This window comes from Aeromonas sp. TECH754 (genome assembly GCF_056279295.1).
The window spans coordinates 3,193,123-3,220,000 of sequence record NZ_JBWBRA010000001.1 but is presented as its reverse complement, the minus strand read 5'-3'; the positions used below and the strand labels follow the sequence as shown (position 1 = coordinate 3,220,000).

Genomic DNA, 26,878 nt, shown 5'->3' with positions numbered 1-26,878 from the left:
CAACCCAGACCGCCGGCTAAGGTCCCAAAGTTCTGGTTAAGTGGGAAACGATGTGGGAAGGCTCAGACAGCTAGGATGTTGGCTTAGAAGCAGCCATCATTTAAAGAAAGCGTAATAGCTCACTAGTCGAGTCGGCCTGCGCGGAAGATGTAACGGGGCTCAAACCAGGCACCGAAGCCGCGGATTCACACTTATGTGTGAGTGGTAGGGGAGCGTTCTGTAAGTCTGCGAAGGTGTATCGAGAGGTATGCTGGAGATATCAGAAGTGCGAATGCTGACGTAAGTAACGATAAAGGGGGTGAAAAGCCTCCTCGCCGGAAGACCAAGGGTTCCTGTCCAACGTTAATCGGGGCAGGGTGAGTCGACCCCTAAGGTGAGGCCGAAAGGCGTAATCGATGGGAAGCAGGTTAATATTCCTGCACGACTTGTAATTGCGATGGGGGGACGGAGAAGGCTAGGTGGGCCAGGCGACGGTTGTCCTGGTGAAAGTGCGTAGGCGGTATCTCTAGGCAAATCCGGAGATACAACGCTGAGACACGAGACGAAGCCACTACGGTGGTGAAGCCATTGATGCCCTGCTTCCAGGAAAAGCCTCTAAGCTTCAGATTACAAGTCATCGTACCCCAAACCGACACAGGTGGTCGGGTAGAGAATACCAAGGCGCTTGAGAGAACTCGGGTGAAGGAACTAGGCAAAATAGAACCGTAACTTCGGGAGAAGGTTCGCTCTTGACAGTGAAGTCCCTTGCGGATGGAGCAGTTGGGAGTCGCAGTGACCAGATGGCTGGGACTGTTTATCAAAAACACAGCACTCTGCAAACACGAAAGTGGACGTATAGGGTGTGACACCTGCCCGGTGCCGGAAGGTTAATTGATGGGGTTAGCGCAAGCGAAGCTCTTGATCGAAGCCCCGGTAAACGGCGGCCGTAACTATAACGGTCCTAAGGTAGCGAAATTCCTTGTCGGGTAAGTTCCGACCTGCACGAATGGTGTAACCATGGCCATGCTAGGCTGTCTCCACCCGAGACTCAGTGAAATCGAATTCGCCGTGAAGATGCGGTGTACCCGCGGCTAGACGGAAAGACCCCGTGAACCTTTACTACAGCTTGGCACTGAACATTGAACCTACATGTGTAGGATAGGTGGGAGGCTTTGAAGGCATGACGCTAGTTGTGCTGGAGCCGTCCTTGAAATACCACCCTTGTATGTTTGATGTTCTAACGCAGGGCCCTGAATCGGGCTCGCGGACAGTGCCTGGTGGGTAGTTTGACTGGGGCGGTCTCCTCCCAAAGAGTAACGGAGGAGCACGAAGGTTGGCTAATCCTGGTCGGACATCAGGAGGTTAGTGCAATGGCATAAGCCAGCTTAACTGCGAGACGGACAGGTCGAGCAGGTACGAAAGTAGGTCATAGTGATCCGGTGGTTCTGAATGGAAGGGCCATCGCTCAACGGATAAAAGGTACTCCGGGGATAACAGGCTGATACCGCCCAAGAGTTCATATCGACGGCGGTGTTTGGCACCTCGATGTCGGCTCATCACATCCTGGGGCTGAAGTCGGTCCCAAGGGTATGGCTGTTCGCCATTTAAAGTGGTACGCGAGCTGGGTTCAGAACGTCGTGAGACAGTTCGGTCCCTATCTGCCGTGGGCGTTGGATGATTGAAGGGAGTTGCTCCTAGTACGAGAGGACCGGAGTGAACGAACCTCTGGTGTTCGGGTTGTCACGCCAGTGGCACTGCCCGGTAGCTAAGTTCGGAATCGATAACCGCTGAAAGCATCTAAGCGGGAAGCGAGCCCTGAGATGAGTCATCCCTGACCCCTTGAGGGTCCTAAAGGGCCGTTGGAGACCACAACGTTGATAGGTGGGGTGTGTAAGCGCGGCGACGTGTTGAGCTAACCCATACTAATTACCCGTGAGGCTTAACCATACAACACCCAAGAAGTGTTCTGGGCCTTGTAGCAAGTGAATGAACTACTTATCTAATTCAGTGATAGTGACAAGGCAAACGCCTAAGTCGTTATTCACGTCAGCTTTCCAGATGAAGTTTTTTGCCTGGCGGCCATAGTGCCGTGGAACCACCTGATCCCATGCCGAACTCAGAAGTGAAACGCGGTAGCGCCGATGGTAGTGTGGCATTCGCCATGCGAGAGTAGGACACTGCCAGGCACCCAATTAAACGGTGATGTGCAAAGTCACGTCATTGGCCGAGAGGATGACACCTCGTTGAACGGCAGCAGAATTAGCAAAGCGCTAACCAAATTGCGGAGCGGTAGTTCAGTTGGTTAGAATACCGGCCTGTCACGCCGGGGGTCGCGGGTTCGAGTCCCGTCCGCTCCGCCACACTTTAAAAGCCCAGTCGAAAGACTGGGCTTTTTTCATTTTTGCGATTTGTAATCTTCCCTTCTCTCCCACCTCCATGATACCAGCAGTACCGATAGATTGGACTTTCTCATATCTGTTGGCCATCAGATCCGCGTTGTTACACCAGTAGAAATCAGTAGAAGCTCCAAAGCAGAGATTGCGTCTTGCCCCATCGCTGTCATTCACTCATATCAGTTCACAACTCCTTATGAGAGACATCTACCCCCCAACAAAGCCCCATTTATTCGTCTGCATGATGCTGAAGCCAATCACCGGCTTGACCTGTCATGTTATTAACACACTGTATTTAATAAGTTTATTTTCTCTAAACTCCCCTTTATATTTGAAAAAGAGATAAGCAAAGCGCGTTTTCTTCCTTCCTGATATATCAAGGAGGCGGCATGCTGTACTCAATCCAACGATAAGGAGTATCACCATGAAACTGCGAATGACCGCCCTGACCTTGCTCTCTCTGCTGGCGCTCGGGCAGGCCAATGCCGCCGAAGTCCGACTGCTCAACGTCTCCTACGATCCGACCCGTGAGTTGTTCCAGGAATACAACAGTGCTTTCGCCAAGGAGTGGAAGAGCAAGACCGGTGATGACGTTGCGGTCAGTCAGTCTCATGGGGGTTCCGGCAAACAGGCTCGCGCCGTAGTGGATGGGCTGGAAGCTGACGTGGTGTCGCTGGCGCTGGCTTACGACGTCGATGCCGTGGCCAAGGCGGGTCTTACTGCCGCAGATTGGGAGAGCCGCCTGGCTAACAATGCCTCCCCCTATACCTCCACCATCGTCTTCCTGGTGCGCAAGGGCAACCCCAAGCAGATAAAGGACTGGGATGACCTGGTGCGCAAGGACGTGGCCATCGTCACTCCAAACCCCAAGACTTCCGGCGGGGCGCGCTGGAACTACCTGGCTGCCTGGGGTTATGCCCTGAAGAAAAGTGGCAGCGAAGAGGGCGCCAAGCAGTTCGTCGGAGACCTGTTCAAGAATGTGAAGGTGCTGGACTCCGGCGCCCGTGGCGCCACCACCAGTTTCATCGAGCGTGGTCTCGGCGACGTACTGCTGGCCTGGGAAAACGAAGCCTTGCTGGTATTGGGCCAGCCTGGTACCAGTGACAAGTTTGAACTGGTGGTGCCTTCCGTCTCGATCCTGGCCGAGCCGCCGGTCGCCGTGGTGGACAAGGTTGCCAAGAAGCACGGTACCGAGGCTGTCGCCAAGGCGTACCTCGACTATCTCTACTCCGACGAGGGGCAACGCATCATCGCCAAGTACCACTATCGTCCCAGCAATCCGGCGATCCTGAAGGAGACTTCGGCTTCGTTCCCGAGCTTGAAGCTGTTCACCGTCAAGGATCTGGAAGGGGATTGGGACAAGGCCCAGAAGAAACACTTCGCCCAGGGCGGTCTGTTTGACCAGATCTACCAACCGGGCGGCTAAGCCCACAGCAAACTGGCCCCTGTGCCAACGGATAGGATCACCACGATGAACAAGATTCTCCTGGTTCCCGGTCTGCACAACAGTGGGCCGGATCACTGGCAGAGCCGCTGGCACCAGCACTTCCCACACTGGCAGCGCATGGTTGGCCTGCCCTGGGATAAACCTGACCTGACAGTCTGGAGTGCCAAGCTGGCGAGCAAGCTCAGGAGCCGGCGTAGCCGGGTCCACCTGGTGGCACACTCCTTCGGCGCCCTGACGGCCATCGCCGCCGCCCGGCTGCAGCCGGAGAAGGTTTCTTCCATCCTCATAGTGGCACCCGCGGATCCGACGCGTTTCGGCATCCCGGACGAGCTGCTGGCAGGGTCCATCAAGGTATCCGCCCAGCTCATCGCCAGCCGCAACGATCCCTGGATGTCGTTCGAGCGCGCCGAGTTCTGGAGCCGCCAGTGGCAGGTGCCCCTGTTCGATGCCGGTGAGGTGGGTCATATCAATGCTCAGTCCGGTCACGGGGAGTGGAGTCAGGGCCTCAACCTGCTCGGCACTCTCCATCGCCGGGCCGAGATGGTGGTCGAGCCAGCGCCGGTTGAATGGGGCCGGCAGGCGGCGAGCGGTTTTCGTTGATGTTTCGAATAAATGCCAAGGAAGGTGCCAAGATGAGATCAAGCAGGTTCGCTAGCCTGTATCCATAGCGACAGACTCCGTAGTTCCCGGTTCCACAGCTCCGTTTAGTTAGGTCTTTTATTTATATAAAAGACCTTTTTTTATATTTATCGCTCTAAAAGCCTTGTTCCGCCGTTGTTATACAAAAAAGTAATTAGCAAAGGCGATATTGGTGTTTGTTGCACCTGGCGGGAGTGAGCAGAATCGCTATATCGAAAGTTATTTATAACAAACGGAAGTGTTATGCGATTAAGTTCTTATTCCGTCCTGCCCGGGTTGGGCCCGACTCTCGGCTTCAGTCTGCTCTATCTGAGCATATTGGTGCTGCTGCCGCTCTCTGCCCTGGTGTTGTTCGCCGTGAACAATCTCAACGCCGCCGAGTTCTGGCAGGTGATCAGCTCCCCACGGGTGCTGGCCTCCTTCCGGCTCAGCTTCGGTGCGGCCTTCATCGCAGCCCTGCTCAACAGCCTGTTCGGGCTGATCCTGGCCTGGGTATTGGTGCGCTACAGCTTCCCGGGTCGCCGGTTGGTGGATGCGCTGATCGATCTGCCGTTTGCCATGCCCACCGCCGTCTCCGGTATCGCCCTGTGCGCCATCTTCGCCCCCAATGGCTGGATCGGGCAGTGGGTCGCGCCCTTTGGCATTGAACTCGCCTACAACCCTATCGGGGTGGTGATAGCCCTCACCTTCATCGGTCTGCCCTTCGTGGTGCGCACCCTGCAGCCTGTGTTGCGTGAGGCTGAGACCGAGCAGGAAGAGGCGGCCGCCAGTCTGGGGGCGGACCGTTGGCAGACCTTTATCCGGGTGCTCTGGCCGACCCTGATCCCGGCGCTGCTGACCGGTTTCGCCCTGGCCTTCGCTCGCGGGGTGGGGGAGTACGGCTCCGTCATCTTCATCGCCGGCAACCTGCCCATGGTCTCCGAGATAGCGCCGCTGATGATCATGAGCCATCTGGAGGAGTATGACTATGCCGGGGCCTCCGCCATCGCCTCCGTCATGCTGCTCATCTCTTTCATTCTGCTATTGCTGATCAACAAGTTGCAGGCCTGGAGCTGGGCCCGCATCGGGGGAAGTAGGATATGAATGCATTTGCCACTGCCATTCCTGAACTGCGCAGCAGCACGATGCTGTTGCTAATCGGCCAAGTGTCACAGGCCTGGAGCTGGACTCGCATCGGAGGGGGCAGGAGATGAACGCATCTACCTTGATGGTCGAAACGGCTCCGCAGGCAAGCACAGTGGTGCAGCACCAGCCGGTCACCCGTGAGCCGGTCTGGGTCAAGTGGCTGCTCATCAGCCTGGGTCTCGGCTGGTTCGCCGCCCTGTTGTTGCTGCCGCTGGCGACCGTGTTTATCCAGGCGCTGAGCCCGGGATTGGCCTTCTTCTGGCACGCCATCAGCGAGCCGGATGCCCTGAGCGCCCTCGGCCTCACCGCCCTGGTGACGCTCTGCTCGGTGCCGCTCAACCTGCTGTTCGGTCTGGCGGCGGCCTGGGCCATCGCCCGCTTCCGTTTCCCGGGTAGGCAACTGCTGATCACCATCATCGATCTGCCGTTCTCGGTGTCCCCGGTGATCGCGGGGCTGATGTTCGTGCTGATGTTTGGCAGTCGCGGCTGGTTCGGCGACTGGTTGAGCGAGCACGACATCAAGATCATCTTTGCCACCCCGGGCATCATCCTCGCGACCACCTTCATTACCGTGCCCTTCGTGGTGCGTGAGCTGTTGCCGCAGATGGAAGCGCGCGGGCCGGAAGAGGAAGAAGCCGCCATCATGCTGGGGGCGAGCGGCTTGCAGATGTTCTGGCGGGTGACCTTGCCCGGCATTCGCTGGAGCCTGATGTATGGCGTGCTGCTTTGTACCGCCCGGGCGGTAGGGGAGTTTGGCGCCGTCTCCGTGGTATCAGGCCACATTCGCGGCCAGACCAATACGCTGCCGCTGCACATCGAGATCCTCTACAACGAGTACCAGACCGGTGCCGCCTTCGCGGTAGCCAGCCTGCTGGCCCTGTTCGGGATCTTCACTCTTCTGGGGGAAACCCTGTTGGCCCGGCTGCGTGGTCAGCCCACTAAATCTCACTGATTTAACCGTTTCAACGAGGCAGCCATGAGCATTCAGGTTCAACAACTCAACAAGCATTTTAATCAGTACGCGGCCCTTGCCGATATCAACCTCGACTTTCATGACGGTGAGCTGGTCGCGCTGCTGGGCCCGTCCGGTTGCGGCAAGACCACGCTGCTGCGGATCATCGCCGGGCTGGAGCAGGCCGACAGCGGCAGCGTCATCATCCGCGGGGAAGATGCCTCGGCACTGCACGTGCGTGAACGCAACGTCGGCTTCGTGTTCCAGCACTATGCCCTGTTCCGCCACATGACGGTGTTCGAGAACGTGGCGTTCGGCCTGCGGGTCAAGCCGCGCAGCGAGCGCCCCGCTGAAAACGCCATCCGCGCCCGGGTCAAGGAGCTGCTGGATCTGGTGCAGCTCAGTCACGTGGCCGGGCGCTACCCGACCCAGCTCTCCGGCGGTCAGCGTCAACGGGTCGCCCTGGCCCGTGCCCTGGCGGTGCAGCCCAAGGTGCTGTTGCTGGACGAGCCGTTCGGCGCCCTCGATGCCCAGGTGCGCAAGGAGCTGCGCCGCTGGCTGCGCGAATTGCACGACGAGTTGCACGTCACCAGCCTGTTCGTGACTCACGATCAGGAGGAGGCGCTGGAGGTCGCGGATCGGGTCGTGCTGATGAACGCCGGTCGGGTCGAGCAGATAGGTACCCCGGCCGAGGTCTATGACCAGCCGGCCAGCTCCTTCGTGCACAGCTTCCTCGGCAGCGTAAACCTGTTCCGTGGCCGGGTGGCGGAGCAGGGGCTCGGCATCGGCGAGCAGTCACTGGGGGCACCTGCGATTTCCCATCTGGCCAAGGGCAGTGCGGCCATCGCCTATGTTCGCCCCCACGAGCTGGATATTCTGCCGGCGGATGCGACCGGCGGCATCAGCGCCACCATCACCCGACTGCTGCCCATGGGGCCGCGGATCCGGGTCGAGCTGCGCGGTATCGGTGACACTCAGGGAGCGCACTTCGAGGCCGAGTTGAGCAAGGAGGCCGCCCGTGCCCTGACGCCGGGGCAGAGCGTGCGCTTGGTGGCCAGACAGGCCCAGCTCTACCCGGACTACCAGATCTGAGAACCGGTTGAGGATGCTGCCGACGACTTGCCGCGGCAGATCCTCAACAAGCGCAGACGGGGGATCCGCTCTCTCATCCCATGGGTATCAGGCTTGCGGCCGGGCAACCGGCCAGACAGATAACAAGGCTGCGGGGTCCGTCCCACGCGGTTGGTCAGCGCAGGAGGCGATGACATGAATTTTCAGCAACTACGCATTATTCGTGAGGCGGCCCGGCGGGACTACAACCTGACCGAGGTCGCCAACGCTCTGTTTACCTCCCAATCCGGGGTCAGTCGCCACATTCGCGAGCTGGAAGAAGAGCTCGGCATCGAGTTGTTCATCCGTTACGGCAAGCGGCTGCTCGGCATGACGGAGCCGGGCAAGGAGCTGCTGGTGATCGCCGAGCGCATCCTGGGGGATGCCAACAATATCCGTAAATTGGCCAGCACCTTCGCGAACCGCGACTCGGGCCGGCTGCTGGTAGCGACCACTCACACCCAGGCGCGCTACGCCTTGCCACGGGTGGTGAAGGCGTTTCGCGAGCAGTTTCCACTGGTGCAGCTGGAGCTGCGCCAGGGCAGTCCCGAGGAGATAGTGCGGTTGGTGCAGACCGGCGAGGTGGACATCGGCATCAGCAGCGAGCAGCTTGATCGCAGCGAAGGGGTGGTGGCTTTTCCCTATTACCGCTGGCACCACAACATAGTGGTGCCCGAGCAGCATCCGCTCACCGCCGAGCGGGATCTGACCCTGGCGGCGCTGGCCCACTGGCCCATCGTCACCTACCAATCCGGGCTGACCGGTCGGGCACGGGTCGATGAGGCTTTCGCCGAGGCGGGGATAGCGCCGCAGATCCTGCTGACCGCCCAGGATTCGGACGTCATCAAGACCTATGTCGAGCTGGAGATGGGGGTCGGCATCCTGGCGGACATGGCGTTCGACCCCCAGCGCGACAAGGGGCTGGTGCAGCTAGACGGCAGCCGGCTGTTTGCACCGCACACCGCCTGGATCGGCCTCAAGCAGGGGCAGTTCCAGCACAACTTCGCCTGGCAGTTCATCCAGCTCTGCAACCCCGAGCTGGCGCTGGCGGATATCCAGGCGCGGGCCATGGGCAACGAACCGCAACTCGATTACCAGATCTGATGCCTGCCGCGAGATGAGAGAACAGGGAGCCCATGGCTCCCTGTTTGTTTATCTGCCGATGGCTGGCGCACCTGTATCGGCTATCAAGCGCCGGTGGTTTATTTGCCGGTGTGGGGTCCCAGCATGCGGTACAGGGTGCGATCCCCTTTCCTGTGGTGATACAGAGCGGCGGCCAGGTGCAGCAGGACCAGCGCCGCCAGCGACAGGCAACCGAGGCGGTGCACGCGAAAGAAGAAGGCGTTGATCTCGGGGCTGTCGATGGGGTTGGTGATCGGATAGAGCCAGAACAGGGCGTAATCCTGCTCCAGCATCAGGAAGCCGCTCAGCAGCACGACGAACATCAGCCCATAGAGCAGGGCATGGGCCAGCTTGACCCAGCCATGGTAGTGCCCGGCCTCACTCTCGGGCAGTGGCGTTCTCAGGTGCTGCCAGCCCCAGCGCAGCAGGAAGAGCGGGGTGATTAGGGTCGCCATCGACATGTTCAGCACCGACAGAAACTGAAACAGCCGGGGGTGGCTGTCGATCACCAGGTGCATCAGGTAGCCCGCCAGGGTGGCGTAGAGAATGACGACGGCCATCAGCCAGTGCAGCAGGCGACTCAGGGGGTCATAGTAGTTTTTCGTCATATTGTTTGTCCGACAGGGGAGCTCGCGCTGCCAAAGACAGCGGGATCTCGGATAACAGGCAAAAAAAAGAGGCCGCTCGGGCCTCTTCTGCTCAGGAGTTGCGGGCTCAGTTCACCAGGGTCCAGGCATCCTGCCAGTTGGATCCCACGCCGGGCTCATACTGGGTGGCCGTGCTCGACCAGATGCTGCACCAACCGCTGTAGGGGTAGGGCTTGCACTGGTATACCTTGCCGTTCTTGGGTTGCAGCACCTTGGTGCCGGCCACATAGGACTTCAACCCTTCCGGGAAGCTGTACTGGTAGTCGCCGCCGCTGGCCGGATCCTTGAACATCAGATCCAGGGTCTGCTGCAGTGAGGCGCCACCCGCCTTCGGCTTGCCTTCGATCACCAGCTGATGGTGACCCGCGCTCAGGCCGCTGACCGCCATGGTGAAGCTCTGGCTGCTGTCCTTGATGTCGGCACTGGTCTGTCCCTTGGCGGCACCGCCATGGTCATACAGGGTGTTGGTGACCGCGAGATCCCCCTGGGCCGTGACGCTGAAGTTCAGGGTGACCTTGCCGTTGTCGAGCAGGTATTCGCTCTCCAGACCGCTCACGCTGATGCTGTCGTTCACTGGAGGCTGCTGCTGCTCGAGCTGGACCTCGACCCGTTGCAGGTTGCTGCCAGCCTTCAGGTAGATGGGGTTCTGCCCGTAAACCGGGTTGAACTGGCCATCTGTTCCCTGCTGGCCGGCGCGGATCTGGCTCTGCTCTGTGTTGATCTTGGCTGCCAGATCGTGGGCCCAGTTGTTCTTCTGGCCCTGCTCGGAGGAGCCTATGGTCAGCACCGTCTGCAGATCGGTGCGCTCGCCGTTGGCGTCGAACACCCGGGTCTTGGCCTTGTCACCAGCCACCAGATCGATGGAGGGATAGATGGTTCCGCCCTGGCTCCAGGTCAGCGGCGGCTGGGTGCCACCATCGAACTTGGCATCGATCAGGTTGTAGAAGCTGTTGGCGGTATCACCCACCTCCCAGACCCCCAGGATCACCTGATAACCGGTGCGGGCCGGCAGGGTGCAATTGTGGGTGACCTGCTTGGGTGGTTGCACCATGCCCCCGTCGATGACGCAGAAGGGGGTCAGATCGAAGGAGTCCCGGGTCAGCGGCTGGTTCGGGTTCCAATCCTGCTTGGTGAGGTAGTAACGCCAGTTGCGGGTCACGTGGTTGGCGGTGAAGCTCCAGCTGATGGCGAAGGGGCCCCCCTGCACCGGACGCTTGGTCCAGCGATCGCTGGTCTGAACGTCGAGCTCGGCGAACTGCGGGTGACCGGCCGAGGCGATCTGGCCGTCGGCGGGACCACCATTGGGGAAGCCGGACGGTGCCTCCAGGCTCTGGGGCTCCCACTGGACGGCGCCACACTGGCTGTTGCCACCGGTCTTGCACAGGTAGTTGCGCGCCTCCGGTTGGTTGATGTAGCCATGGGCGAGTACGCCGCCGCTGGCCAGCAGCGCGAGCGCCGCCGCGAGGTGATTGAGTTGAGTTTTTGCTGCCATACATTCCTCTGTTCGACAGATGTGGGCAGTCAAGTTGGCTGGGGTTTTCCCCGAAACACGATGCTGCAACCCCGCTATCCTGGACGAGACGTCTTTAGACCGGAGGCTTTGCGTCCTGGCCTTTCAACCAGTTTGCCAAATGACTACATAAAGGGTCATTGCGTCGCGTTTGACGACGCGCTGCCATCATGTCTTATTTTGATTAAATTATTAAGTGTAAATCTTTACAGCTTGACCTCGTCGGAGTAGAGCCAATACTTAACTTTTTGTTTTTAAATGTCTATTTGATAGACCGCTTTGGCTGTATGACGGCTTCTTGCTTAATTAACATGCAAAATCAATGCATCATTTGCAGTCAATAAAGAGACCCCATGGGCAGGGCCTGGCTCGGGTGGGTGCAGACCGGATCCCGGTGCTACAGACATAGACAGCGGCTTTTGGTAGCGTGATCAGGCGCACCCCGGCGCACGCTTGCCTGGTCACGGCCGGGCATCATCACAAGGCAAGGCGGATCAGACGCCACCGACAACAAGAGGGACCTTATGACTTCCATCGCCAGGAATTACTTGAACCAGCTCAACGCCGACTACCTGCAGGTACACAGGCGCAAGGAGGATCTGTTTTGGTCCACCTACATGGGCACCAGCGACGATCAGGTCGGCTTCACCGCCGCCGAGCAGGCCTACAAGACGTTCTGCGCCAACCCGGCCCGGCTGCCGGTGCTGCGTGAGATGCAGGCCCTGGCCGAAGAGACCGAGCTCAAGCACGGCCTGGCAGGCTGGATCGCCTTCTTCGAGTGCAACGTGATCGAGGATCCGGCCGCCGCCGCCCTGATGGACGAACTGGTGGCCGCCGAGGCGGAGCTGTTCGCCCGCCGCAAGGAGCTCAAGCTCAGCCTGCTCGATGAGCAGGGTCAGCCGGTGACCGGCAGTCTGCCTGCCGCCAGCACGGCGCTGGCCGCCAGTGCGAGCGAGCCGGTACGCCAGAGCGCAGTTGCCATGTTCCATGCCCTGGAGCAGTGGGTGGTCGACAACGGCTACCTGGCGATAGTCGCGCTGCGCAACCGCTTTGCCCGTGCCATGGGTTATCGGGACTATTTCGATTACAAGGTGCACAAGAACGAGCAGATGAGCCCGGAGCAGCTGTTCGGCATACTCGATGACTTCATCGCCCGCACCGAACAGCGCCTGCACCAGAGCCTGGCCGAGCTGAAGGCTGCCAAGGGGGAAGCGGCGCTCTTGCCCCACAACCTGCGCTACAGCGTGAGCGGCGACGTGACCCGCCAGCTCGATCCCTATGTGCCGTTTTCGCGGGCGCTGAAAGATTGGGTCGAGAGCTTCCGCCGGCTCGGCATCCAGTATCGGGACGCGACCCTGACCCTGGATCTGCTGACCCGGGAGGGGAAATACGAGAACGGCTTCTGCCACGGCCCGGTGCCGAGCTTCTGGCAGGAGGGGCAGTGGGTGCCCGCGGTGGTCAACTTCACCAGCCTGGCCGATCCGGCCCAGATCGGTAGCGGCTGGAGCGGTCTCAACACCCTGTTCCACGAAGGCGGCCATGCCGCCCACTTCGCCAACGTCACCGGTAACGCCCCCTGCTTCTCCCAGGAGTTTCCCCCCACCTCCATGGCCTATGCCGAGACCCAGTCCATGTTCTGCGACAGCCTGCTGGACGATGCGGACTGGCTCAAGCGCTACGCCCGCAACGCCGCTGGCGAAACGATCCCGGACACCCTGATCCAGGCCATGATCGAAGCCCGTCAGCCGTTCCGCGCCTTCAACGAGCGGCAGATCGCGCTGGTAGCCTACTTCGAGCGGGATCTCTACGCCATGAGTGACAGCGAGCGCACCCCGGCCGCGGTGCTGGCGCTGGCTCGCCAGTGGGAGCGCAAGATCCTGGGGGTTGAGAGCCCGCGCCCGCTGCTGGCCATCCCGCACCTGCTCAATCAGGAGTCGGCCTGCGCCTATCACGGCTACCTGCTGGCGCTGATGGCGGTCGAGCAGACCCGCGCTTACTTCTTGCGCCGGGACGGCTACCTCACCGACAACCCGCGTATCGGCCCGGATCTGGCCGCCCATTACTGGGGACCTGGCAACGGCATGACCCACGATCAGACGTTGCAGAGCCTTACCGGTGAGGGCTTCAGCGCCGGCCCCCTGGCCCGCGCCTGCAACCAGAGTGTGGCCGAGGCCTGGGCCACGGCGTCGGCCTGCATGGCGGCGGCGCATCAGCGTCCTCTCGCCGGTGACGGCACCCCGCTCAACGCCCGGATCCGGGTGGTGCACGGCGCCGAGCTGATCGCCGACAACAGCGAGTCCGAAGGGCGCATGCTGGCGGATTTCGAGGCCTGGATCCGGCGCCACCATGGGGCTGAGCCCGTTGTGGCAGTCTGAGTCCCGTCCTGCAAACGAAGAGCCCTGCCCACTGGCAGGGCTCTTTCATTTTGGGGCGCTCAGATCTTCAACAAGGTGACGGGCTTGTCCTTGAGGGCCACCAGCAGCTGCTGGCCCGGCAGCTTGTGGCCGTCGATCAGGATGGTGCTCTTGCCGAAGTTCGCCACCAGCCGGCTGCCGTCGGAGAAGCGGGTCTCCTGCACCCGGCCCGCCCCGTCCCGCCAGCGGAATCCCACCAGCGCCTTGTCCCACAGCGCCTCGTGCAGGGGGGCAAACTGCTCGCTCAGCCTGACCAGCTCCGGCAAACGACTGCCTAAGGTGCTGCGGCTCAGGTTGAGCAGGGGCGGGGTGTTGTAGAGCAGGCCGAGCAGGGCTCGCTCCTCCCGGATGGCGGGGAACTTGAGGTTGTCCAGCAGCCAGTGGTGGCTGTTGATCACCGAGTCGTGGAACACCGCCTGGTAGAGCGGCAGCCTGTCCGCCGGGTTGAACACCGTCTTCAGGTAGCGCGGCTTGAGCCGGGCGGGCTGGAAGAAGATCTGGGGGGCCTCGTCGGGCCACCATTTGCCGAGGTAGTAGGGGGACTTGGCCTGCTTGCGCATGGCGGCATCGGTCCAGCCGAAGCCCCAGCTCTGGACACCGTGGGCAAACATCAGCGGTTTGCTGGTGAGGGCGTTGCCGTCTTCCGAGCCCAGCACCAGCCCGAGCCGTTCCCCGACCCAGCTCATGCGGGCGTTGCGGGCGGCGACCATGGCAGCGCTGCCTTGCTGGTGGGCCGGGCTGTAGTCGCTGGAGGCCATGGCGGTACCATCGACGTCGAGAAACAGGCTGTTGATGCCGCTGGCCTTGGCCAGCTCGCTCATGCGGCTCTTGGCGTAGGGCAGGGTGCAACCGGGGTTGAGGTAGACCCCCTCGCCGCCAAAGCCAGGTCTGGGCTTGCCATCTGCCTCGACGATGGCGCAGCGCTTGCCAAGCTCCGGCGGGATCTGGGCGGTGAGCCAGCGGTCGTTGTCGCCGGGGGCGATGGCGGTGTCGTAGGAGTCATAACTGCCCACCAGATAACCCAGGCGCTTGGCGGCGGCGAGGGCCTGATCCTGTTGCAGGGCCGCCGTCCACTGTGGGGTGCCGAGCCAGAGCTTGCGCAGCCCCGCCTGTTGCAGTGCCTCTATGACCGGCAGTGACAGGCCCTGGCCCCAGCGCTCCCGGGCCACCAGCTGCTGACCGAGGAGGCTCTTGATCCACTGCTGGCGCAGGGCCAGCACCTTGCTCTGAACGGCGGGGCTCTGCTGGGCTGGCAGCGGCAGTTGCTGTTCAATCAGCCGGTTGAGGCCTGCCATGATCAGCGTCTGTTGCCACGGTTGGGGACTGGGGGTTGCCAGCGCCTCGCGCTCCTCGTCATTGAAGCTTTTCAGCCACTCCGGCTTCTGGCTGAGTTTGGCCTGCAGGCCGGGCCAATCGGTCACGTCCTGCCGGTCCAGCAGCTCGTCCCCCCAGAGATAGAGGTGGCTGGCGCCGATCAGCCGCCGACCGGCCGGGATGCGGGCAAACTTGTCGGCGAGGGACTGCCAGGCCCCTTCGGCCTGCAGCCACTCCCGGTAGCGGCGCGCCCCGGCCAACCAGTCATCCCCCACGCTCAGACGTACCTCCAGCGGCGCTGGATTGAAGTGGTTGAACCCGTGGCTGGCGGCAAGCTGCAGGCGTCCTCCTTTGCGGCTGAAGCTGAGCTTGTTGTCGTAGGGGCTCTGCAGGATCCAGCTGTAGGTTCGCTTGCCCGCATCCTGGCTCCAGAGGGGCAGCTTGAGATCATGGTGGGTATCGAGCTCGCTCAGCTCGTCCCCGATGTAGCCGAGCCAGTCGCCGTCACGCACCGAGAAGCGGCTGCCCTCCCCAAAGGCCATGGAGAGGTGGGTCTGGTTTTTCGGCAGGCTGTACCAGTTCAGTTGGCGGGGGCCGCTGCTGATCAGGGTCAACAGCAGGTCCTCCCCGTCCAGCCGTGCCTCGACCCGGGTCTCCTGGGCCGGCCAATACCAGCTGGCCTGATGCTCATCCTGTTGCAGCCGATCGACTTGACGGGCGCCTTGCCCCGCGCTGACCTGCACCCCGTTGACCGAGATGGCCAGGGTGTCGGGGTCGATGCGATAACTCAGCGTTTCGCTTTGCAACTGAAGAGGGGCGGCCAGCGTCTTAGGCAGCCACAGCAGGGCGGGGAGCAAGAGCAAGAACAGGCGCAAGAACAGGCGCAGTGGTCGCATGGACGGGATCCTGGAGGAGGGCAAAGGGGGCATCTTCGCCGATCCTGACGGGGAGTGCCAGCCACGCTGTGCTGCTATATAACTGTTTCCATTGTCAATTGATGGGACGGGTGGGGAGGGGTCCTATCCCCTTCGTGGGGCTGGCTTCAGATATGTTTCTCTGGATATATTGAGTATTGACGGCGATCCCATATCATGGCGCTCGCTCGCCACCAGAGAGTGGCGACATTCAGATGATTTGCTAACAATAAAGCCCTGAAGGCTTGTCGAGGGATGGAATGAAAGCCGTATTGTTGTGTTTGCTGGGGCTGTGGCCCGCCTTAAGTTTTGCGATCCTGTCTGCGGACATGGTGGTGGTCAAGAAGTCGAGCTATAGCCTGACCCTGATGAAGGATGGCAAGGAGGTCAAACGCTACTGGATCGCCCTGGGCCCGGCCCCCATGGGACACAAGCAGCGGGAAGGGGATCAGCGTACGCCGGAGGGGCGCTACACCCTCGATTACAAGAAGAGCAGCTCCGGCTATTACAAGGCCATCCACATCAACTACCCGAATCTGGACGACATCAAGTCGGCCAACGAGAAGGGCGTCAATCCGGGCGGCATGATCATGATCCATGGTCAGCGCAACGACATCGGCAACCGCCGTCTGCAGCCGTCCAACTGGACCAATGGCTGCATCGCCATGCTGAACCACGATCTGGATGAGGTGTGGAGCGCCATCGAACCCGGCACCCCCATCGTCATCGAACCCTGATCCCCTGTGCAGGCCCGCTCGTCATCGCCATGAACGGGGCGGGCCTGTCATCTTCTCCTGCCTGTCATTGAGTGCTCCGTCTGACGATGGCATGGCATCTGCACGGGTGCTGTGTTAGGTTTTTCCGTTCTCGTTGACAGGACAAGGATGACCTCATGACATTGGACACTCGCCCCCAGCAAGCCGGGGTCGAGAGCACGGGCGCGCTCTGGTGGCGTGCCTCCCTCGATATTCTCCCGCTCTCCGTCTCGGTCATCCCCTGGGGGGTCCTGTGTGGTGCCCTGGCGCTGCAGGTGGGCTTGAGCCCCCTCCAGGCCCAGCTGATGTCACTGCTGGTCTATGCCGGCGCCGCCCAGCTCTCGGCTACCACCTTGTTTGGCGCCGGCACGCCGCTGTTGCCCATCGTCGGCTCCACCTTCGTCATCACCTCCCAGCACCTGTTGTACGGCTTCACCTTCCGCCGTGACGTGCTGCCGCTCTCCCTGCGCTGGCGCGCCAGCCTCGCCTTCTTCCTGACCGACGAGATGTTCGCGGTGGCGCTCAAAGACAGGGAACGCAGCGGGGCCTTCAATCCCGGCTACGCGCTGATCGCGGGCTTCGTGTTCTATCTGTTCTGGAATCTGGCGACCCTGCTCGGCATCGCCGCCGGCCAGTACATCGAGGGGCTGGATCACATGGGGCTGGACTTTGCCATCGCGGCGACCTTCATCGCCATGACGATCCCGGCCATGAAGAACCTGCCTATGGTGGCGGCCACTTTAGTGAGCGGCGGCACGGCCCTGCTCACCAAGCCGCTGCTGGCGGAGGTCTACATCATCATCTCGGCCCTGGCCGGCATGCTGGTGGGCTACCTGCTGCACCGGATGAGGAGGTGATCATGAGCTGGCTGATGATAGGGCTGCTGACCCTGATCACCTTCTTCAACCGGTTCGCCTTCTTCTCGCGGCTGACCCGTTATCAACCCGGCGCCGAGATGGGGGCTTTTCTCAGCTTCTCGGCCCAGTCGGTGCTGACCGCCATCTGGCTGCCCATCGTCTTCAGCTACCAGCCCGGCAAGGGGCTGGATTGGGATCCGGACTATCTGGCAGCCACCCTGCTGGTGACGGCGCTGACCCTGCTGCGGTTGCCGACCCTGCTGGTGGTGGTGGTCGGCATGGGGGGCTTCTTCCTGCTGCGCTGGCAGGGGGGACTCTTTACCTTGCTGCCCTGGCTGGGATAGCCGTGATCGCACACAGCGGATGTTCATTGTGGACATCCGCTGTGTTGTGAATGTCACTTCCATTAAGGCCTTGCAAGTGTAAGGATTTAGTCCTCATCCGCTTTGGAGCCTGTCATGTCCCTCACCGTCAGCTGTCAGCGCATAGTGCGCGACCCCCTGCTCTCACCGGCCCAGAAGAGCCACGCCCTCGCGCTTGCCGCCGAGAATGCCCTGCCTTACCCCGAGCTGCCCGCCACCGTTGCCGAGGCGATGGCGCAGGGGGTGCTGTGCGACATGTTCGAGGGCCACGCCCCCTACAAGCCGCGTTACGTGCTGCCGGATTACCAACGATTCCTGAGCCAGGGCTCGGCCTGGCTGGAGCTGGCGCCACCGCAAGATTTCGATGAGGCGCTCGATGCCCTGCGCATCCTCTACCACCACGTGCCCTCGGTGACCGGCATGCCGGTCTGGCTGGGACGGCTGGATCAACTGCTGCTGCCCTTCGTCGGGGAGCTGGACGACGAGGCCCTCCATCGCAAGTTGAAGCGTTTCTGGATCTACCTGGACAGGGTGCTGCCGGATGCCTTCATGCACGTCAACATAGGGCCGGATGACAACCGGCTCTGCCGCCTGATCCTGCGCATCGACGGCGAACTCAAGCAGGTGGCGCCGAACCTCAGCCTGTTCCACGACCCAACCCAGACCCCGGACTCCCTGCTGATGCAGGCGGTACAAAATATCGCCGAATGCGGCAAACCCCATATCGTCAACTATCCCCTGCACAGAGACACCTTCGATGCGCGCGGTTTTGGCATCGTCAGCTGCTACAACGCCCTGCCGCTGGGGGGCGGTGCCAACACCCTGGTACGAGTCTCCCTCAAGGGGGTGGCCGAGCAGAGCGCCGGCATCGACGACTTCCTGGAGAGATGGCTACCCCACTATTGCGAGCAGGCCTCATTGCTCATCGAGGCCCGCGCCCGCTTCCTGCATCAGGAATCCGGCTTCTTCGACAGCTTCCTGGTGCAGGAAGGGCTGATCGAGGAAGATCGCTTCGTGCCCATGTATGGCATCTATGGCATGGCGGAGGCGGTCAATCTGCTGATGGACAAGGAAAATAGGCCCGAGCGTTACGGCCGGGACGAGGAGGCAAACCGGCTCGGTTACCGCATCTCGGCCCAGCTCTCCGACTATGTGACCAACAGATCCCAGCCCCATGCCTGGGGCGGGCGAGCCCTGCTCCATGCCCAGGGAGGTTTGAGTGTGGACAGAGGGGTGACCCCAGGGGTGCGGATCCCCTACGGCGAGGAGCCGGATCCCGCCAGCCACGTGCTGGCGCTGGCGCCCCACCACGGCTTTTACGGTTCCGGCATCAGCGAGATCCTGACCCTGGATCCCACAATACGTCAGAACCCCCAGGCCCTGCTCCAGCTGTGCAAGGGGGCCTTCGTCCTCGGCATGCGGGAGTTCAGTGCCAACGTGGCAGACAGCGATCTGGTGCGGGTGACCGGCTACATGATCCGCAAGAGCGACGTGGCCCGCTTCGCGTCCGAGGGCTCGCGCCTGCAGACCACCTGCCTCGGCGCCGAGGCGAGCGAGCTGACCGGCATTCGCCAGCGGGCCCCCAGGGTCATCGGGCGAGAGACCTGCCTGGGTGAGTGCTGACCCGAGCCGACTGCTGGCACGCACCGCCGTCGTCAGCAGAATATTGCCCTTCTCCTGCGTGGACGGGCCGGGTAATCGTCTGGTGCTCTTCCTGCAGGGGTGCAACTTCCGCTGCCCGGGCTGCCACAACCCGCACACCATAGGGTTGTGCGATCACTGCGGCGACTGCGTGCCAGCTTGCCCGAGCGGCGCCCTGACGATGGCGGAGGGGCGGGTGAGCTGGCAGGCTGCGCTCTGCACCCACTGCGATCGCTGCACCGATGGCTGTCCGCGCCAAGCCAGCCCCAAGACCCACGTCATGTCGGTGGCAGAAGTGCTGGCGCAACTGCGCCGCTATGGCCCGCTGCTGAGCGGCATCACCGTCTCCGGCGGGGAGGCCAGCACCCAGCTGCCCTTTGTGATCGCCCTGTTCACCACCATCAAGGCCAACTCTGAATTGGCTCACCTGAGCTGCCTGCTGGACAGCAACGGCTCCCTGGCCCCGGCGGGCTGGCAGCGGCTGCTGCCGGTGCTGGATGGCGCCATGCTCGATCTCAAGGGGTGGCGGGATCCCGTGCACCGCGCGCTGACCGGCTACGATCGCGAGCGAGTGCTGGCCTCCCTGCAATTGCTGGCACGGTGCGGCAAGCTGACGGAGCTGCGGCTGCTCCACGTGCCGGGCAGAACGGATTTCGTCGACGAGCGGGGGGAGCCGGACGCCGGCCTCTGCGCCTTCCTGCAGAGCCTCGGCCCAGTTCCCATCCGCCTCAACGGTTTTCGTCATCACGGGGTACGAGGGGAGGCGCTGAGCTGGCGGGAGGCCGGTATGGATGAGCTGAAAACGCTGGCCAACGCCCTGATGGCCAAGGGGTTTGGCCCCGTCTCGCTGCCCGCCATCGGGTGAGGGGCCGGTAGCGCGCTTTGAGACCCGATATGACGCAACTGTGAAGTTCGTCTATATGGTGTGCGCGAAGTGACGGCTAGAATGGGAAAACCGCCCACCATCAACAGATAAATATGAGTGAAGCCAACGCCTTATACCGAGTGCAGTTTATTTGCCACAGCGAGCGCTACGAGGTCTATGTCAGGGAGGTCAACCAGGGTCCGCTGTTCGGCTTCATCGAGATAGCGAACTTCGTCTGGGACAATCACACGGCCCTCATCGTCGATCCGGGTCACGAGAAGCTCAAGAGCGAGTTTGCCGACGTCAACCGCACCCTGATCCCCATGCACCAGGTGCTGCGCATCGATCAGGTGCGCAAGCAGGGGGCTGCCCGCATCACAGAGCTCGGCAACAACGTCGCCTCCTTCCCCGGCCCCATCTATACCAAGAAGCCCTGAGCAGGGGCGAGCCCCCTATCCCTGTACCATGACCCGCCCCAGTTGCAGGATCCGTTGACGGAACCAGCGCAGGGCGGGCTCTTCCCCCGTGGGGCCGTACCACACCAGGCTATGGGTCACGGCGCCATAGTCGAAGGGAGGCGCGAGGCGCACCAGCCCCGGCAGATCGGCCTGGGTCGCCCAGCCTTCGATGGCGGTGAGGATGAGATCGCTCTGGCGCAGCAAGGCCGCCGCGCTGCCAAAGTCCGGCAGGGTGGCCCCTAGCTGACGGCGTACCTGCAACTGGGCCAGGCTCTGCTCGAAGAAGGGGTTGGCGAGCTCGGTGTCGCGAATGGCGATGTGGCGCCAGCTCAGGTAAGCATCCAGATCCCAGGGCCTGTCCAGCGCCGGGTGATCCGAGCGCAGCAGGCAGACCAGCCTGTCTTCGCGCAAGGGTTCCCACACCAGCCCAGGGTGGCTCGGCAGGGGTTGGCTCTGATCGTGGGGCAGGATCACGAAGTCGAGTTTGCCCGCCGCCAGCCGCGCCAGCGCCTGTTCATCCTTGTTCCAGATGACGGGCATCATCCCCGGCACCTCTCGCATCAGCTGACCCAGAATGGGCCCCATGGGCCAGACCATGCCGCTCTCTCGCAGCGCTATGTTCAGCTGTCCCTGCCAGCTGGCGGGGTTGAACCCCTCCTGGCTGGTGAGACCGTTCAGCTCGCGCAGCAGTCGCTGCAGGCTGGGGCCGAGCCGCTCGGCGAAGGGGGTGAGCAGCAGCTGATTGCCCTGGCGATAGAGCAACTGATCCCCCAGCAGGGCGCGCAGTTGATTGAGGGTCTTGCTGACGGAGGAGGGGGTGGTGCAGAGGCGCTCGGCGCTGCGGGTGACGCTGCGGCTATCCAGCAGCAGGTGCAGGGTGACCAGATGGCGTCCCCCCAGGCGAGAGAGTGCTATCAGATCCATATCGATTCCCGACGTGAGCCAAATATGGTGGCTGGATGGCGTGCTCCTACCATCAAGCGAGAGAGTGCTATCAGATCCATGGCAGGCTCCAGATAAAGGCGGGGAAGGGGAAACAAAAAGCCCCGCCGAAGCGGGGCTCTGGGGTTAGCCCTTGAGCACGGCGGCCATGGCATCGGCCACGTAGTCGACGTTGCGACTGTTGAGGCCAGCCACGCACATGCGACCGGAGCGCACCAGGTAGACGGCGAACTCCTCGCGCAGGCGATCGACCTGCTCCGGGGTGAAGCCGGTGTAGCTGAACATACCGCGCTGGCTGACGAAGTAGCCAAAATCGCGGCCCGGCACCTTGGCGCTCAGCACCTCGAACAGCTTCTGGCGCATGGCCTTGATGCGGCTGCGCATCTCGGTCACTTCATCCACCCAGAGGGCGTGCAGCCCAGCATCGTTCATCACGGCCGCGGTGATTTGGCCACCGTGGGTGGGGGGGCTGGAGTAGTTGCGACGCACTGTCGCCTTCATCTGACCCAGCACCCGGCCCGCCTCTTCTGCATCCTTGCAGATGACCGACAGACCGCCGCAGCGCTCGCCGTAGAAGGAGAGGTTCTTGGAGAAGGAGTTGCTGACGAAGAAGCTGACCCCCGCATCGACCATGGCGCGGATGGCGTAGGCATCTTCTTCCAGGCCGTCACCGAAGCCCTGATAGGCGATGTCCATGAAGGGGATCAGCCCCTTATCCACGACGAGCGCGATCACCTTATCCCACTGGGCGCGGGAGAGATCTACCCCGGTCGGGTTGTGGCAGCAGGGATGCAGCAGCACGATGCTCTTGGCCGGCAGGGTCGTGAGGCAGTCCAGCATGGCGTCGAAGTTGACGCCGCCGGTGGCTGCGTCGTAGTAGGGGTAGTCGTGCACCTTGATGCCGGCCCCCTCGAACATGGCCTTGTGGTTGTCCCAGGTCGGATTGCTGACCCAGACCTCGGAGGTCGGGAAGTAGCGCTTGAGCAGGTCGGCCCCGATCTTCAGGGCGCCCGAGCCACCTATGGTCTGGATGGTGGCGATGCGGCCGGCCTTGACCGCGGCATGCTCGGCGCCAAACAGCAGATGCTGCACGGCGGTGCGATAGTTGGCGGCGCCTTCCATCGGCTGATAGGGGCGCGGCGCCGGGGCGGCGGCGCGGGCGGCTTCGGCCTGCTGTACCGAGCCCAGCAGCGGAATGCGGCCCTGCTCATCGTAATAGAGGCCGATCCCCAGGTTCACCTTCTGTTCGCGGGTGTCTTTGTGGAAGGTCTCGACGAGGGTCAGTATGGGGTCGCCAGCGTAGGCATCGACGTGTTCAAACATGGGGGGTCCTTGCGAAGTGGAGTCCAAAAAACGGAGATCAATGATCGGCGGTCATCATGGCGTAAAGCCGGCGAGGCCTCAAGCCCTTGTGTGGATGACAGTCCCAAAGAGAGAGGGAGGCCGCGGCCTCCCTCTCTCATGTCGCGCTATACCCGCCTATCCCTGCTCCGTCGGGGCGGGATCGTCATAGTCATCCACCGAGGTGATGCGGTTCTTGCCGGTGCGCTTGGCGCGATAGAGCGCCCCGTCGACCAGGACAAAGAAGGCCTCCTGGCTTAGCCCGTTGCGCTGGCCGATGCCACCGCTGAAGCTGACCTGCAAATCCGCCTCGCGCCAGGTCAGGGTGCTGGCTATTCCGCGCCATTCGTCCATGGTCAGCCGGGCAAGCTCCAGCGGCATGTCCTCGAAGATGGCGATCAGCTCCTCGCCGCCGAAGCGGTACAGGGAGGCTCTCTCTCCCAGCAGTTGCTGCCCCAGAGTCGAGATCCGCCGCAGCACGGCATCCCCGGTGGCGTGGCCGTGGGTGTCGTTGATCGACTTGAAGTTGTCGATGTCGATGATGGCCATGACGTAGTCGCGGTCGGTCTCATGCAACTGGGTCAGCTTCTCGTTCAGGCTGTGGCGGTTGTAGAGCCCGGTCAGCGGATCACGGTTCATCCGCTCGAAGGAGGCCTTCAACTGCTCGGAGACGATGGACACCTCCTGTTTGAGCGCATGGGCCTCGGGCAGATGGATCTTGTCCAGGTGGCTGAGTTGCTCCGCCTGGGACATGACCCGCAGCTGCTTGACGGTCTGCAGCAGGGTGCCGATCAGCCGCTCTATCTTGAGCCGGAAGATGATGGCGGCCAGCACGAACAGGGCGCCGGTCAAAATGGTCACCACCAGTACCATGGCGCCGTATTGCAGCGCCGCCCGGTCACGCCGCAGCTGGATGGTGACGGCCATCAGATCGGGGCGATCGGGCACGGTGGAGTAGGCGACGAATTCGTCCTCGTCCGACGCATAGAAGGATCCCGCGGTGCCGATCAGCTGATTGGACCAGCTCGGCGCGAATAGCAGGCCGATCCGGTTGGGGTTGGAGTGAACCAGGATCCGGTTGCTCTCCCTGTTCAGCAACAGGTGCTGCAGGGCATTGTCCCGGCTCAGCATGCTGTCCAGCCGCTGGGACCAGGCCAGCAGATCGATGTCTGCCCCGACCACACTGTAAGCTCTGCCGTCGTGGTGGTCGATGCGACGGGACACCGTGATGGTCTTGCGGTGGGTCAGTGCATCCTCATAGGGCGGGGTCCAGTAATAGCCCCCCGGCATCCCCTCCGCCCCCTTGAACCAGACCCGGGTACGCGGATCGATGGCATTGCCGTTGTGTTCGATGGAGAAGCGAAAATCCTGCTGATCATCGCTGGAGAACCACTCCCCGTCAGAACTGGCGTAGAAGATGACGCTCAGCAGATCGTTCTGTTTGACCTGATCTTTCCAGATGTCCTTGTAGTACTTTTTGCTCTTGTCGGATTGGGTGATGGGGATGGTCTTGTCGGCGGTGATGGTGGTCCCCAGCGCACGCACCAACTGCTTGTAGATGTCCCCTTCGGCCAGCGACAGGGCATGGTTGATCGAGACCAGCTTCTGTTCGATCGTGTCCTGATAGTGGATCTTGGAGACCACATAGAGGGTGATCATGGCCAGCAGCAGCGGCATGGCCAGCAGGATGAGGTAGCCGGTCAGAAAAGAAGATTTTCCCTGCGCGGTATCTGAACGAGACATAAACCTCCTCACTGATGATGGGGGATCTGCCACCATCCGCTCGTGGCGGATCGGGTGGCTCTGCCAGAATAGAATCCGAACAAGGCAAAGAACAAGATATCGTCTGCGATTCTTCCTATTTAAGAATAGGTTGGGAGCAAGGGAAACGCCTTGGCAAGGCAGCCAGCGAGCATGGCATGGCCGGTATCAGTGGGCCGGAAGAGAGAGTGCGCCGCCACGACAACCGGTGGTTTTTCTGTGAGAGCAGTCCCATCCCCGCCGGTGGGGGATGGGGGGCGGCATCTCGAGGGTATGTGAGCCGGGTGAGAAGAGGAAAAACGATGGCGCTCGCCTCACCGGTCTGCTCGGCCACCGGGGGGCATATCCCCATGCCGCAGGAACCAAGTCACTGGCTTGCGCCGCCTCTTGGCAAACCCTGGCCAACCTATTTGAGATAGGATCGCAGCACCCGCACCACCTGATCCAGATCCTCCAGCCGCTCGGCCGGGGTCGCCTCCTCGGCGCCGAGGTGCTCGCGCATATGGCCCTCCAGCACCTCCAGCATCAGGCCGTTGACGGCGCCGCGAATGGCCGCGATCTGCTGCAAGATGGCGGCGCAGTCGCTCCCCTGCTCCAGTGCACTCTCCAGTGCCCCCGTCTGCCCCTTGATGCGGCGAACCCGGGCCAGCAGCTTCTTCTTGTTGTGTACCGTGTGTGACATGCAGGATCCTTTAGTGCGATAAAACTATACTGGGGTATAGTATATTTCATCACATCCCGCAGGAGAAATGTATGTCGTCCGTCGCCGCCTCCCACTGCCAGCAACCCGTGATACATCGGGGCAATCCGCTGGCCGAACAGAAGACCCGCTGGGCCGTGCTGCTCACCGTCGTCATGATGGTGGCGGAGATCGGCGGTGGCTGGATCTTCAACTCCATGGCGCTCCTGGCCGACGGCTGGCACATGAGCTCCCACGCCCTGGCCCTCGGCCTCTCGGTGCTGGCCTATCGTGCCGCCCGGCACTATGCAAGGGATCACAGGTTCAGCTTCGGCACCTGGAAGATAGAGGTGCTTGGCGGCTTCACCAGCGCCCTGCTGCTGGTGGGGGTGGCGGGCCTGATGCTGTTCGAGTCGGTGGCCCGGTTGCTGGATCCCAGCCCCATTCACTATCAGCAGGCCATCGGTATCGCCTTGCTTGGCCTCTTGGTGAACCTCGCCTGTGCCTGGCTGCTCAAGGACGATCAGGGTCATCATCACGGTCACGACCATGGTCACGACCATGGTCACGACCATGGTCACGGGCATGATCGCCACCATGGCCATGCGCATCATGAGCACGGTGGCAGGCACGAGCATCAGGATCTGAACCTGCGCGCCGCCTACATCCACGTGCTGGCGGATGCGGCGACCTCGGTGCTGGCCATCTTCGCGCTGGTGGGGGGCATGTTGTGGGGAGCCGACTGGCTGGATCCCCTGATGGGGATAGCGGGGGCCATATTGGTGGCGGTATGGGCCAGGGGCCTGCTGCGCGACACTGGCCTGGTGCTGCTGGATGCGGAGATGGATGCCCCCGTGGTGGAGGAGATCCGCGAGGTAATCGCCGAGCTGCCCGGTGCCGAGATCCGCGATCTGCACGTCTGGCGGGTCGGCCAGGGGCAATATGCCGGGGTGCTGTCGCTGAAGATGACAGAACCCGTGCCGGCCGGGCAGATCCGCGAGCGGCTTGCTATCCACGAGGAGCTGGTGCACCTGACCATCGAAGTGGCCAAGGCCTGATTCAAACCGGCGGCTCTTCAGGGGCCGCCCTGTTGGCTGGTGGCGGTTCGAGCCGCCAAGCGCTTCGTCGCGGGCTTGCGCTGCCGGTGGATACCCGGCAGTGGTACGAGCGCGCAGGGCGCTATCTTGCAGACCGCGACAAGATGATTACTCCACGGGCTTGTGTTGCCAGACGGTGCCCAGCAACAGCCTGAGCAACAACTTGGGGGGGTCGTCCAGCAGCCGGCCCGACTCCAGTTGCAGTTGGCCATCGGCGCCAAATCTCAGGCTGGCGTGGGGCAGATCTTCTTCATCCACTATCTGGATGATGCCGTGCAGGGCGCCTCGCTCCCCGGGCTGGCAGCGGAGCCTCAGCTCGCGCGGCTCTCCCAGCAGGGTGAAGGCGCGGGAGAGCGGCGGCGTATCCTCGTAGTCCGGCCATTTGAAGAAGTGATACTGCTCGGCGAGGGCCCCGGCCCGCTGGCAGAATTGATCGAACAGCTGGCTGATGGCCAGGTACTCCTCGTCCAGCCGTTTCGCCTGTTCATCGATACGCGTCATCGACATCTCCTGATATCCATTTGATAGGAAATAGATTTTTACTGCATCCCCGG

Annotated in this window: 22 protein-coding genes, 1 tRNA gene, 2 rRNA genes and 1 riboswitch (1 of these 26 cut by a window edge); of the genes, 17 read left to right on the top strand and 8 right to left on the bottom strand. The window is 62.1% G+C overall.

Features of this window, described 5'->3' with window-relative positions:
- The 9 genes from ACZ9IL_RS14480 to cbl all read left to right on the top strand — a co-directional run.
- Positions 1 to 1,926, top strand: a 23S ribosomal RNA gene (locus ACZ9IL_RS14480) (it extends 969 nt beyond the left edge of the window).
- 124 nt (positions 1,927 to 2,050) lie between these two features.
- Positions 2,051 to 2,165, top strand: a 5S ribosomal RNA gene (rrf, locus tag ACZ9IL_RS14475).
- A 97-nt stretch (positions 2,166 to 2,262) separates the two neighbouring features.
- A tRNA-Asp gene (locus tag ACZ9IL_RS14470) sits at positions 2,263 to 2,339 on the top strand.
- A gap of 457 nt (positions 2,340 to 2,796) precedes the next feature.
- Positions 2,797 to 3,798 carry a sulfate ABC transporter substrate-binding protein gene (locus tag ACZ9IL_RS14465; RefSeq protein ID WP_476004121.1) on the top strand — a complete coding sequence of 334 codons (1,002 nt, stop codon included), beginning with the start codon at positions 2,797 to 2,799 and terminating at the stop codon, positions 3,796 to 3,798.
- 45 nt (positions 3,799 to 3,843) lie between these two features.
- A complete protein-coding gene (locus ACZ9IL_RS14460) occupies positions 3,844 to 4,419 on the top strand; it encodes an RBBP9/YdeN family alpha/beta hydrolase (RefSeq protein WP_476004120.1) in 576 nt (191 codons plus the stop codon).
- A gap of 282 nt (positions 4,420 to 4,701) precedes the next feature.
- Positions 4,702 to 5,541 carry a sulfate ABC transporter permease subunit CysT gene (gene cysT / locus ACZ9IL_RS14455; protein ID WP_476004119.1) on the top strand — a complete coding sequence of 280 codons (840 nt, stop codon included), beginning with the start codon at positions 4,702 to 4,704 and terminating at the stop codon, positions 5,539 to 5,541.
- A gap of 106 nt (positions 5,542 to 5,647) precedes the next feature.
- Positions 5,648 to 6,535 carry a sulfate ABC transporter permease subunit CysW gene (cysW, locus tag ACZ9IL_RS14450; RefSeq protein WP_476004118.1) on the top strand — a complete coding sequence of 296 codons (888 nt, stop codon included), beginning with the start codon at positions 5,648 to 5,650 and terminating at the stop codon, positions 6,533 to 6,535.
- A 24-nt stretch (positions 6,536 to 6,559) separates the two neighbouring features.
- A complete protein-coding gene (locus tag ACZ9IL_RS14445; protein WP_476004117.1) occupies positions 6,560 to 7,627 on the top strand; it encodes a sulfate/molybdate ABC transporter ATP-binding protein in 1,068 nt (355 codons plus the stop codon).
- A gap of 174 nt (positions 7,628 to 7,801) precedes the next feature.
- A complete protein-coding gene (gene cbl, locus ACZ9IL_RS14440; RefSeq protein WP_476004116.1) occupies positions 7,802 to 8,749 on the top strand; it encodes an HTH-type transcriptional regulator Cbl in 948 nt (315 codons plus the stop codon).
- A 98-nt stretch (positions 8,750 to 8,847) separates the two neighbouring features.
- On the opposite strand, the gene ACZ9IL_RS14435 is transcribed toward cbl, so the two are convergent.
- Entirely contained in the window at positions 8,848 to 9,375 is a 528-nt protein-coding gene (locus ACZ9IL_RS14435) for a cytochrome b (protein ID WP_476004115.1), read from the bottom strand.
- Between the two features lie 106 nt (positions 9,376 to 9,481).
- A complete protein-coding gene (gene gbpA, locus ACZ9IL_RS14430; protein WP_042639055.1) occupies positions 9,482 to 10,906 on the bottom strand; it encodes an N-acetylglucosamine-binding protein GbpA in 1,425 nt (474 codons plus the stop codon).
- A 61-nt stretch (positions 10,907 to 10,967) separates the two neighbouring features.
- Positions 10,968 to 11,053: riboswitch (cyclic di-GMP riboswitch) on the bottom strand.
- Positions 11,054 to 11,448: 395 nt separating this feature from the next.
- On the opposite strand from gbpA, the gene ACZ9IL_RS14425 reads away from it, so the two are divergent.
- Complete coding sequence (locus tag ACZ9IL_RS14425) at positions 11,449 to 13,299, top strand: M3 family metallopeptidase (protein WP_476004114.1); 1,851 nt, start codon at positions 11,449 to 11,451, stop codon at positions 13,297 to 13,299.
- Positions 13,300 to 13,358: 59 nt separating this feature from the next.
- Here the strand turns inward: ACZ9IL_RS14425 and ACZ9IL_RS14420 are convergent, their stop codons facing one another.
- The gene (locus ACZ9IL_RS14420) at positions 13,359 to 15,548 is read right to left on the bottom strand and encodes a glycoside hydrolase (RefSeq protein WP_476004113.1); all 2,190 of its coding nucleotides are present in this window, start codon (positions 15,546 to 15,548) and stop codon (positions 13,359 to 13,361) included.
- Between the two features lie 278 nt (positions 15,549 to 15,826).
- On the opposite strand from ACZ9IL_RS14420, the gene ACZ9IL_RS14415 reads away from it, so the two are divergent.
- From ACZ9IL_RS14415 to ACZ9IL_RS14390, 6 genes are all read left to right on the top strand, one after another.
- Entirely contained in the window at positions 15,827 to 16,303 is a 477-nt protein-coding gene (locus ACZ9IL_RS14415; RefSeq protein ID WP_476004112.1) for a L,D-transpeptidase family protein, read from the top strand.
- Between the two features lie 155 nt (positions 16,304 to 16,458).
- On the top strand, positions 16,459 to 17,178 hold the full coding sequence (locus tag ACZ9IL_RS14410; RefSeq protein ID WP_476004111.1) for an AzlC family ABC transporter permease: 720 nt from the start codon (positions 16,459 to 16,461) through the stop codon (positions 17,176 to 17,178).
- Positions 17,179 to 17,180: 2 nt separating this feature from the next.
- Entirely contained in the window at positions 17,181 to 17,522 is a 342-nt protein-coding gene (locus ACZ9IL_RS14405) for an AzlD domain-containing protein (protein WP_476004110.1), read from the top strand.
- A gap of 114 nt (positions 17,523 to 17,636) precedes the next feature.
- Positions 17,637 to 19,163: a YjjI family glycine radical enzyme gene (locus ACZ9IL_RS14400; RefSeq protein WP_476004109.1), complete on the top strand. Its 1,527-nt coding sequence runs from the start codon at positions 17,637 to 17,639 to the stop codon at positions 19,161 to 19,163.
- Positions 19,153 to 20,046, top strand: a complete 894-nt coding sequence (locus ACZ9IL_RS14395; protein WP_476004108.1) for a YjjW family glycine radical enzyme activase — start codon at positions 19,153 to 19,155, stop codon at positions 20,044 to 20,046. Before ACZ9IL_RS14400 ends, ACZ9IL_RS14395 begins: the two co-directional genes overlap by 11 nt.
- Positions 20,047 to 20,159: 113 nt before the next feature.
- Entirely contained in the window at positions 20,160 to 20,483 is a 324-nt protein-coding gene (locus ACZ9IL_RS14390; protein ID WP_033130680.1) for a DUF1820 family protein, read from the top strand.
- Between the two features lie 15 nt (positions 20,484 to 20,498).
- Here the strand turns inward: ACZ9IL_RS14390 and ACZ9IL_RS14385 are convergent, their stop codons facing one another.
- The 4 genes from ACZ9IL_RS14385 to ACZ9IL_RS14370 all read right to left on the bottom strand — a co-directional run bounded on the left by ACZ9IL_RS14385 (position 20,499) and on the right by ACZ9IL_RS14370 (position 25,230).
- Positions 20,499 to 21,428 carry a LysR family transcriptional regulator gene (locus ACZ9IL_RS14385; RefSeq protein WP_042639070.1) on the bottom strand — a complete coding sequence of 310 codons (930 nt, stop codon included), beginning with the start codon at positions 21,426 to 21,428 and terminating at the stop codon, positions 20,499 to 20,501.
- Between the two features lie 144 nt (positions 21,429 to 21,572).
- On the bottom strand, positions 21,573 to 22,769 hold the full coding sequence (locus ACZ9IL_RS14380) for an amino acid aminotransferase (RefSeq protein WP_476004107.1): 1,197 nt from the start codon (positions 22,767 to 22,769) through the stop codon (positions 21,573 to 21,575).
- A 156-nt stretch (positions 22,770 to 22,925) separates the two neighbouring features.
- Positions 22,926 to 24,530, bottom strand: coding sequence for a diguanylate cyclase domain-containing protein (locus tag ACZ9IL_RS14375; protein WP_476004106.1), 1,605 nt, complete (start codon positions 24,528 to 24,530; stop codon positions 22,926 to 22,928).
- Positions 24,531 to 24,954: 424 nt separating this feature from the next.
- Positions 24,955 to 25,230: a metal/formaldehyde-sensitive transcriptional repressor gene (locus tag ACZ9IL_RS14370; protein ID WP_476004105.1), complete on the bottom strand. Its 276-nt coding sequence runs from the start codon at positions 25,228 to 25,230 to the stop codon at positions 24,955 to 24,957.
- A 71-nt stretch (positions 25,231 to 25,301) separates the two neighbouring features.
- On the opposite strand from ACZ9IL_RS14370, the gene dmeF reads away from it, so the two are divergent.
- The gene (gene dmeF / locus ACZ9IL_RS14365) at positions 25,302 to 26,285 is read left to right on the top strand and encodes a CDF family Co(II)/Ni(II) efflux transporter DmeF (protein WP_476004104.1); all 984 of its coding nucleotides are present in this window, start codon (positions 25,302 to 25,304) and stop codon (positions 26,283 to 26,285) included.
- A 147-nt stretch (positions 26,286 to 26,432) separates the two neighbouring features.
- On the opposite strand, the gene ACZ9IL_RS14360 is transcribed toward dmeF, so the two are convergent.
- Entirely contained in the window at positions 26,433 to 26,825 is a 393-nt protein-coding gene (locus tag ACZ9IL_RS14360; protein ID WP_476004103.1) for a hypothetical protein, read from the bottom strand.
- Positions 26,826 to 26,878: the final 53 nt, after the last annotated feature.

Coding starts and splice junctions, on each gene's coding strand:
- ACZ9IL_RS14420 (WP_476004113.1), bottom strand. CDS start 15,548: ATGCGACCACTGCGCCTGTTCTTGCGCCTGTTCTTGCTCTTGCTCCCC.
- ACZ9IL_RS14465 (WP_476004121.1), top strand. CDS start 2,797: ATGAAACTGCGAATGACCGCCCTGACCTTGCTCTCTCTGCTGGCGCTC.
- ACZ9IL_RS14415 (WP_476004112.1), top strand. CDS start 15,827: ATGAAAGCCGTATTGTTGTGTTTGCTGGGGCTGTGGCCCGCCTTAAGT.
- ACZ9IL_RS14375 (WP_476004106.1), bottom strand. CDS start 24,530: ATGTCTCGTTCAGATACCGCGCAGGGAAAATCTTCTTTTCTGACCGGC.
- cysT (WP_476004119.1), top strand. CDS start 4,702: ATGCGATTAAGTTCTTATTCCGTCCTGCCCGGGTTGGGCCCGACTCTC.
- ACZ9IL_RS14460 (WP_476004120.1), top strand. CDS start 3,844: ATGAACAAGATTCTCCTGGTTCCCGGTCTGCACAACAGTGGGCCGGAT.
- ACZ9IL_RS14425 (WP_476004114.1), top strand. CDS start 11,449: ATGACTTCCATCGCCAGGAATTACTTGAACCAGCTCAACGCCGACTAC.
- ACZ9IL_RS14410 (WP_476004111.1), top strand. CDS start 16,459: ATGACATTGGACACTCGCCCCCAGCAAGCCGGGGTCGAGAGCACGGGC.
- ACZ9IL_RS14400 (WP_476004109.1), top strand. CDS start 17,637: ATGTCCCTCACCGTCAGCTGTCAGCGCATAGTGCGCGACCCCCTGCTC.
- ACZ9IL_RS14385 (WP_042639070.1), bottom strand. CDS start 21,428: ATGGATCTGATAGCACTCTCTCGCCTGGGGGGACGCCATCTGGTCACC.
- ACZ9IL_RS14360 (WP_476004103.1), bottom strand. CDS start 26,825: ATGACGCGTATCGATGAACAGGCGAAACGGCTGGACGAGGAGTACCTG.
- ACZ9IL_RS14445 (WP_476004117.1), top strand. CDS start 6,560: ATGAGCATTCAGGTTCAACAACTCAACAAGCATTTTAATCAGTACGCG.
- ACZ9IL_RS14380 (WP_476004107.1), bottom strand. CDS start 22,769: ATGTTTGAACACGTCGATGCCTACGCTGGCGACCCCATACTGACCCTC.
- dmeF (WP_476004104.1), top strand. CDS start 25,302: ATGTCGTCCGTCGCCGCCTCCCACTGCCAGCAACCCGTGATACATCGG.
- ACZ9IL_RS14405 (WP_476004110.1), top strand. CDS start 17,181: ATGAGCTGGCTGATGATAGGGCTGCTGACCCTGATCACCTTCTTCAAC.
- gbpA (WP_042639055.1), bottom strand. CDS start 10,906: ATGGCAGCAAAAACTCAACTCAATCACCTCGCGGCGGCGCTCGCGCTG.
- ACZ9IL_RS14390 (WP_033130680.1), top strand. CDS start 20,160: ATGAGTGAAGCCAACGCCTTATACCGAGTGCAGTTTATTTGCCACAGC.
- cbl (WP_476004116.1), top strand. CDS start 7,802: ATGAATTTTCAGCAACTACGCATTATTCGTGAGGCGGCCCGGCGGGAC.
- cysW (WP_476004118.1), top strand. CDS start 5,648: ATGAACGCATCTACCTTGATGGTCGAAACGGCTCCGCAGGCAAGCACA.
- ACZ9IL_RS14370 (WP_476004105.1), bottom strand. CDS start 25,230: ATGTCACACACGGTACACAACAAGAAGAAGCTGCTGGCCCGGGTTCGC.
- ACZ9IL_RS14435 (WP_476004115.1), bottom strand. CDS start 9,375: ATGACGAAAAACTACTATGACCCCCTGAGTCGCCTGCTGCACTGGCTG.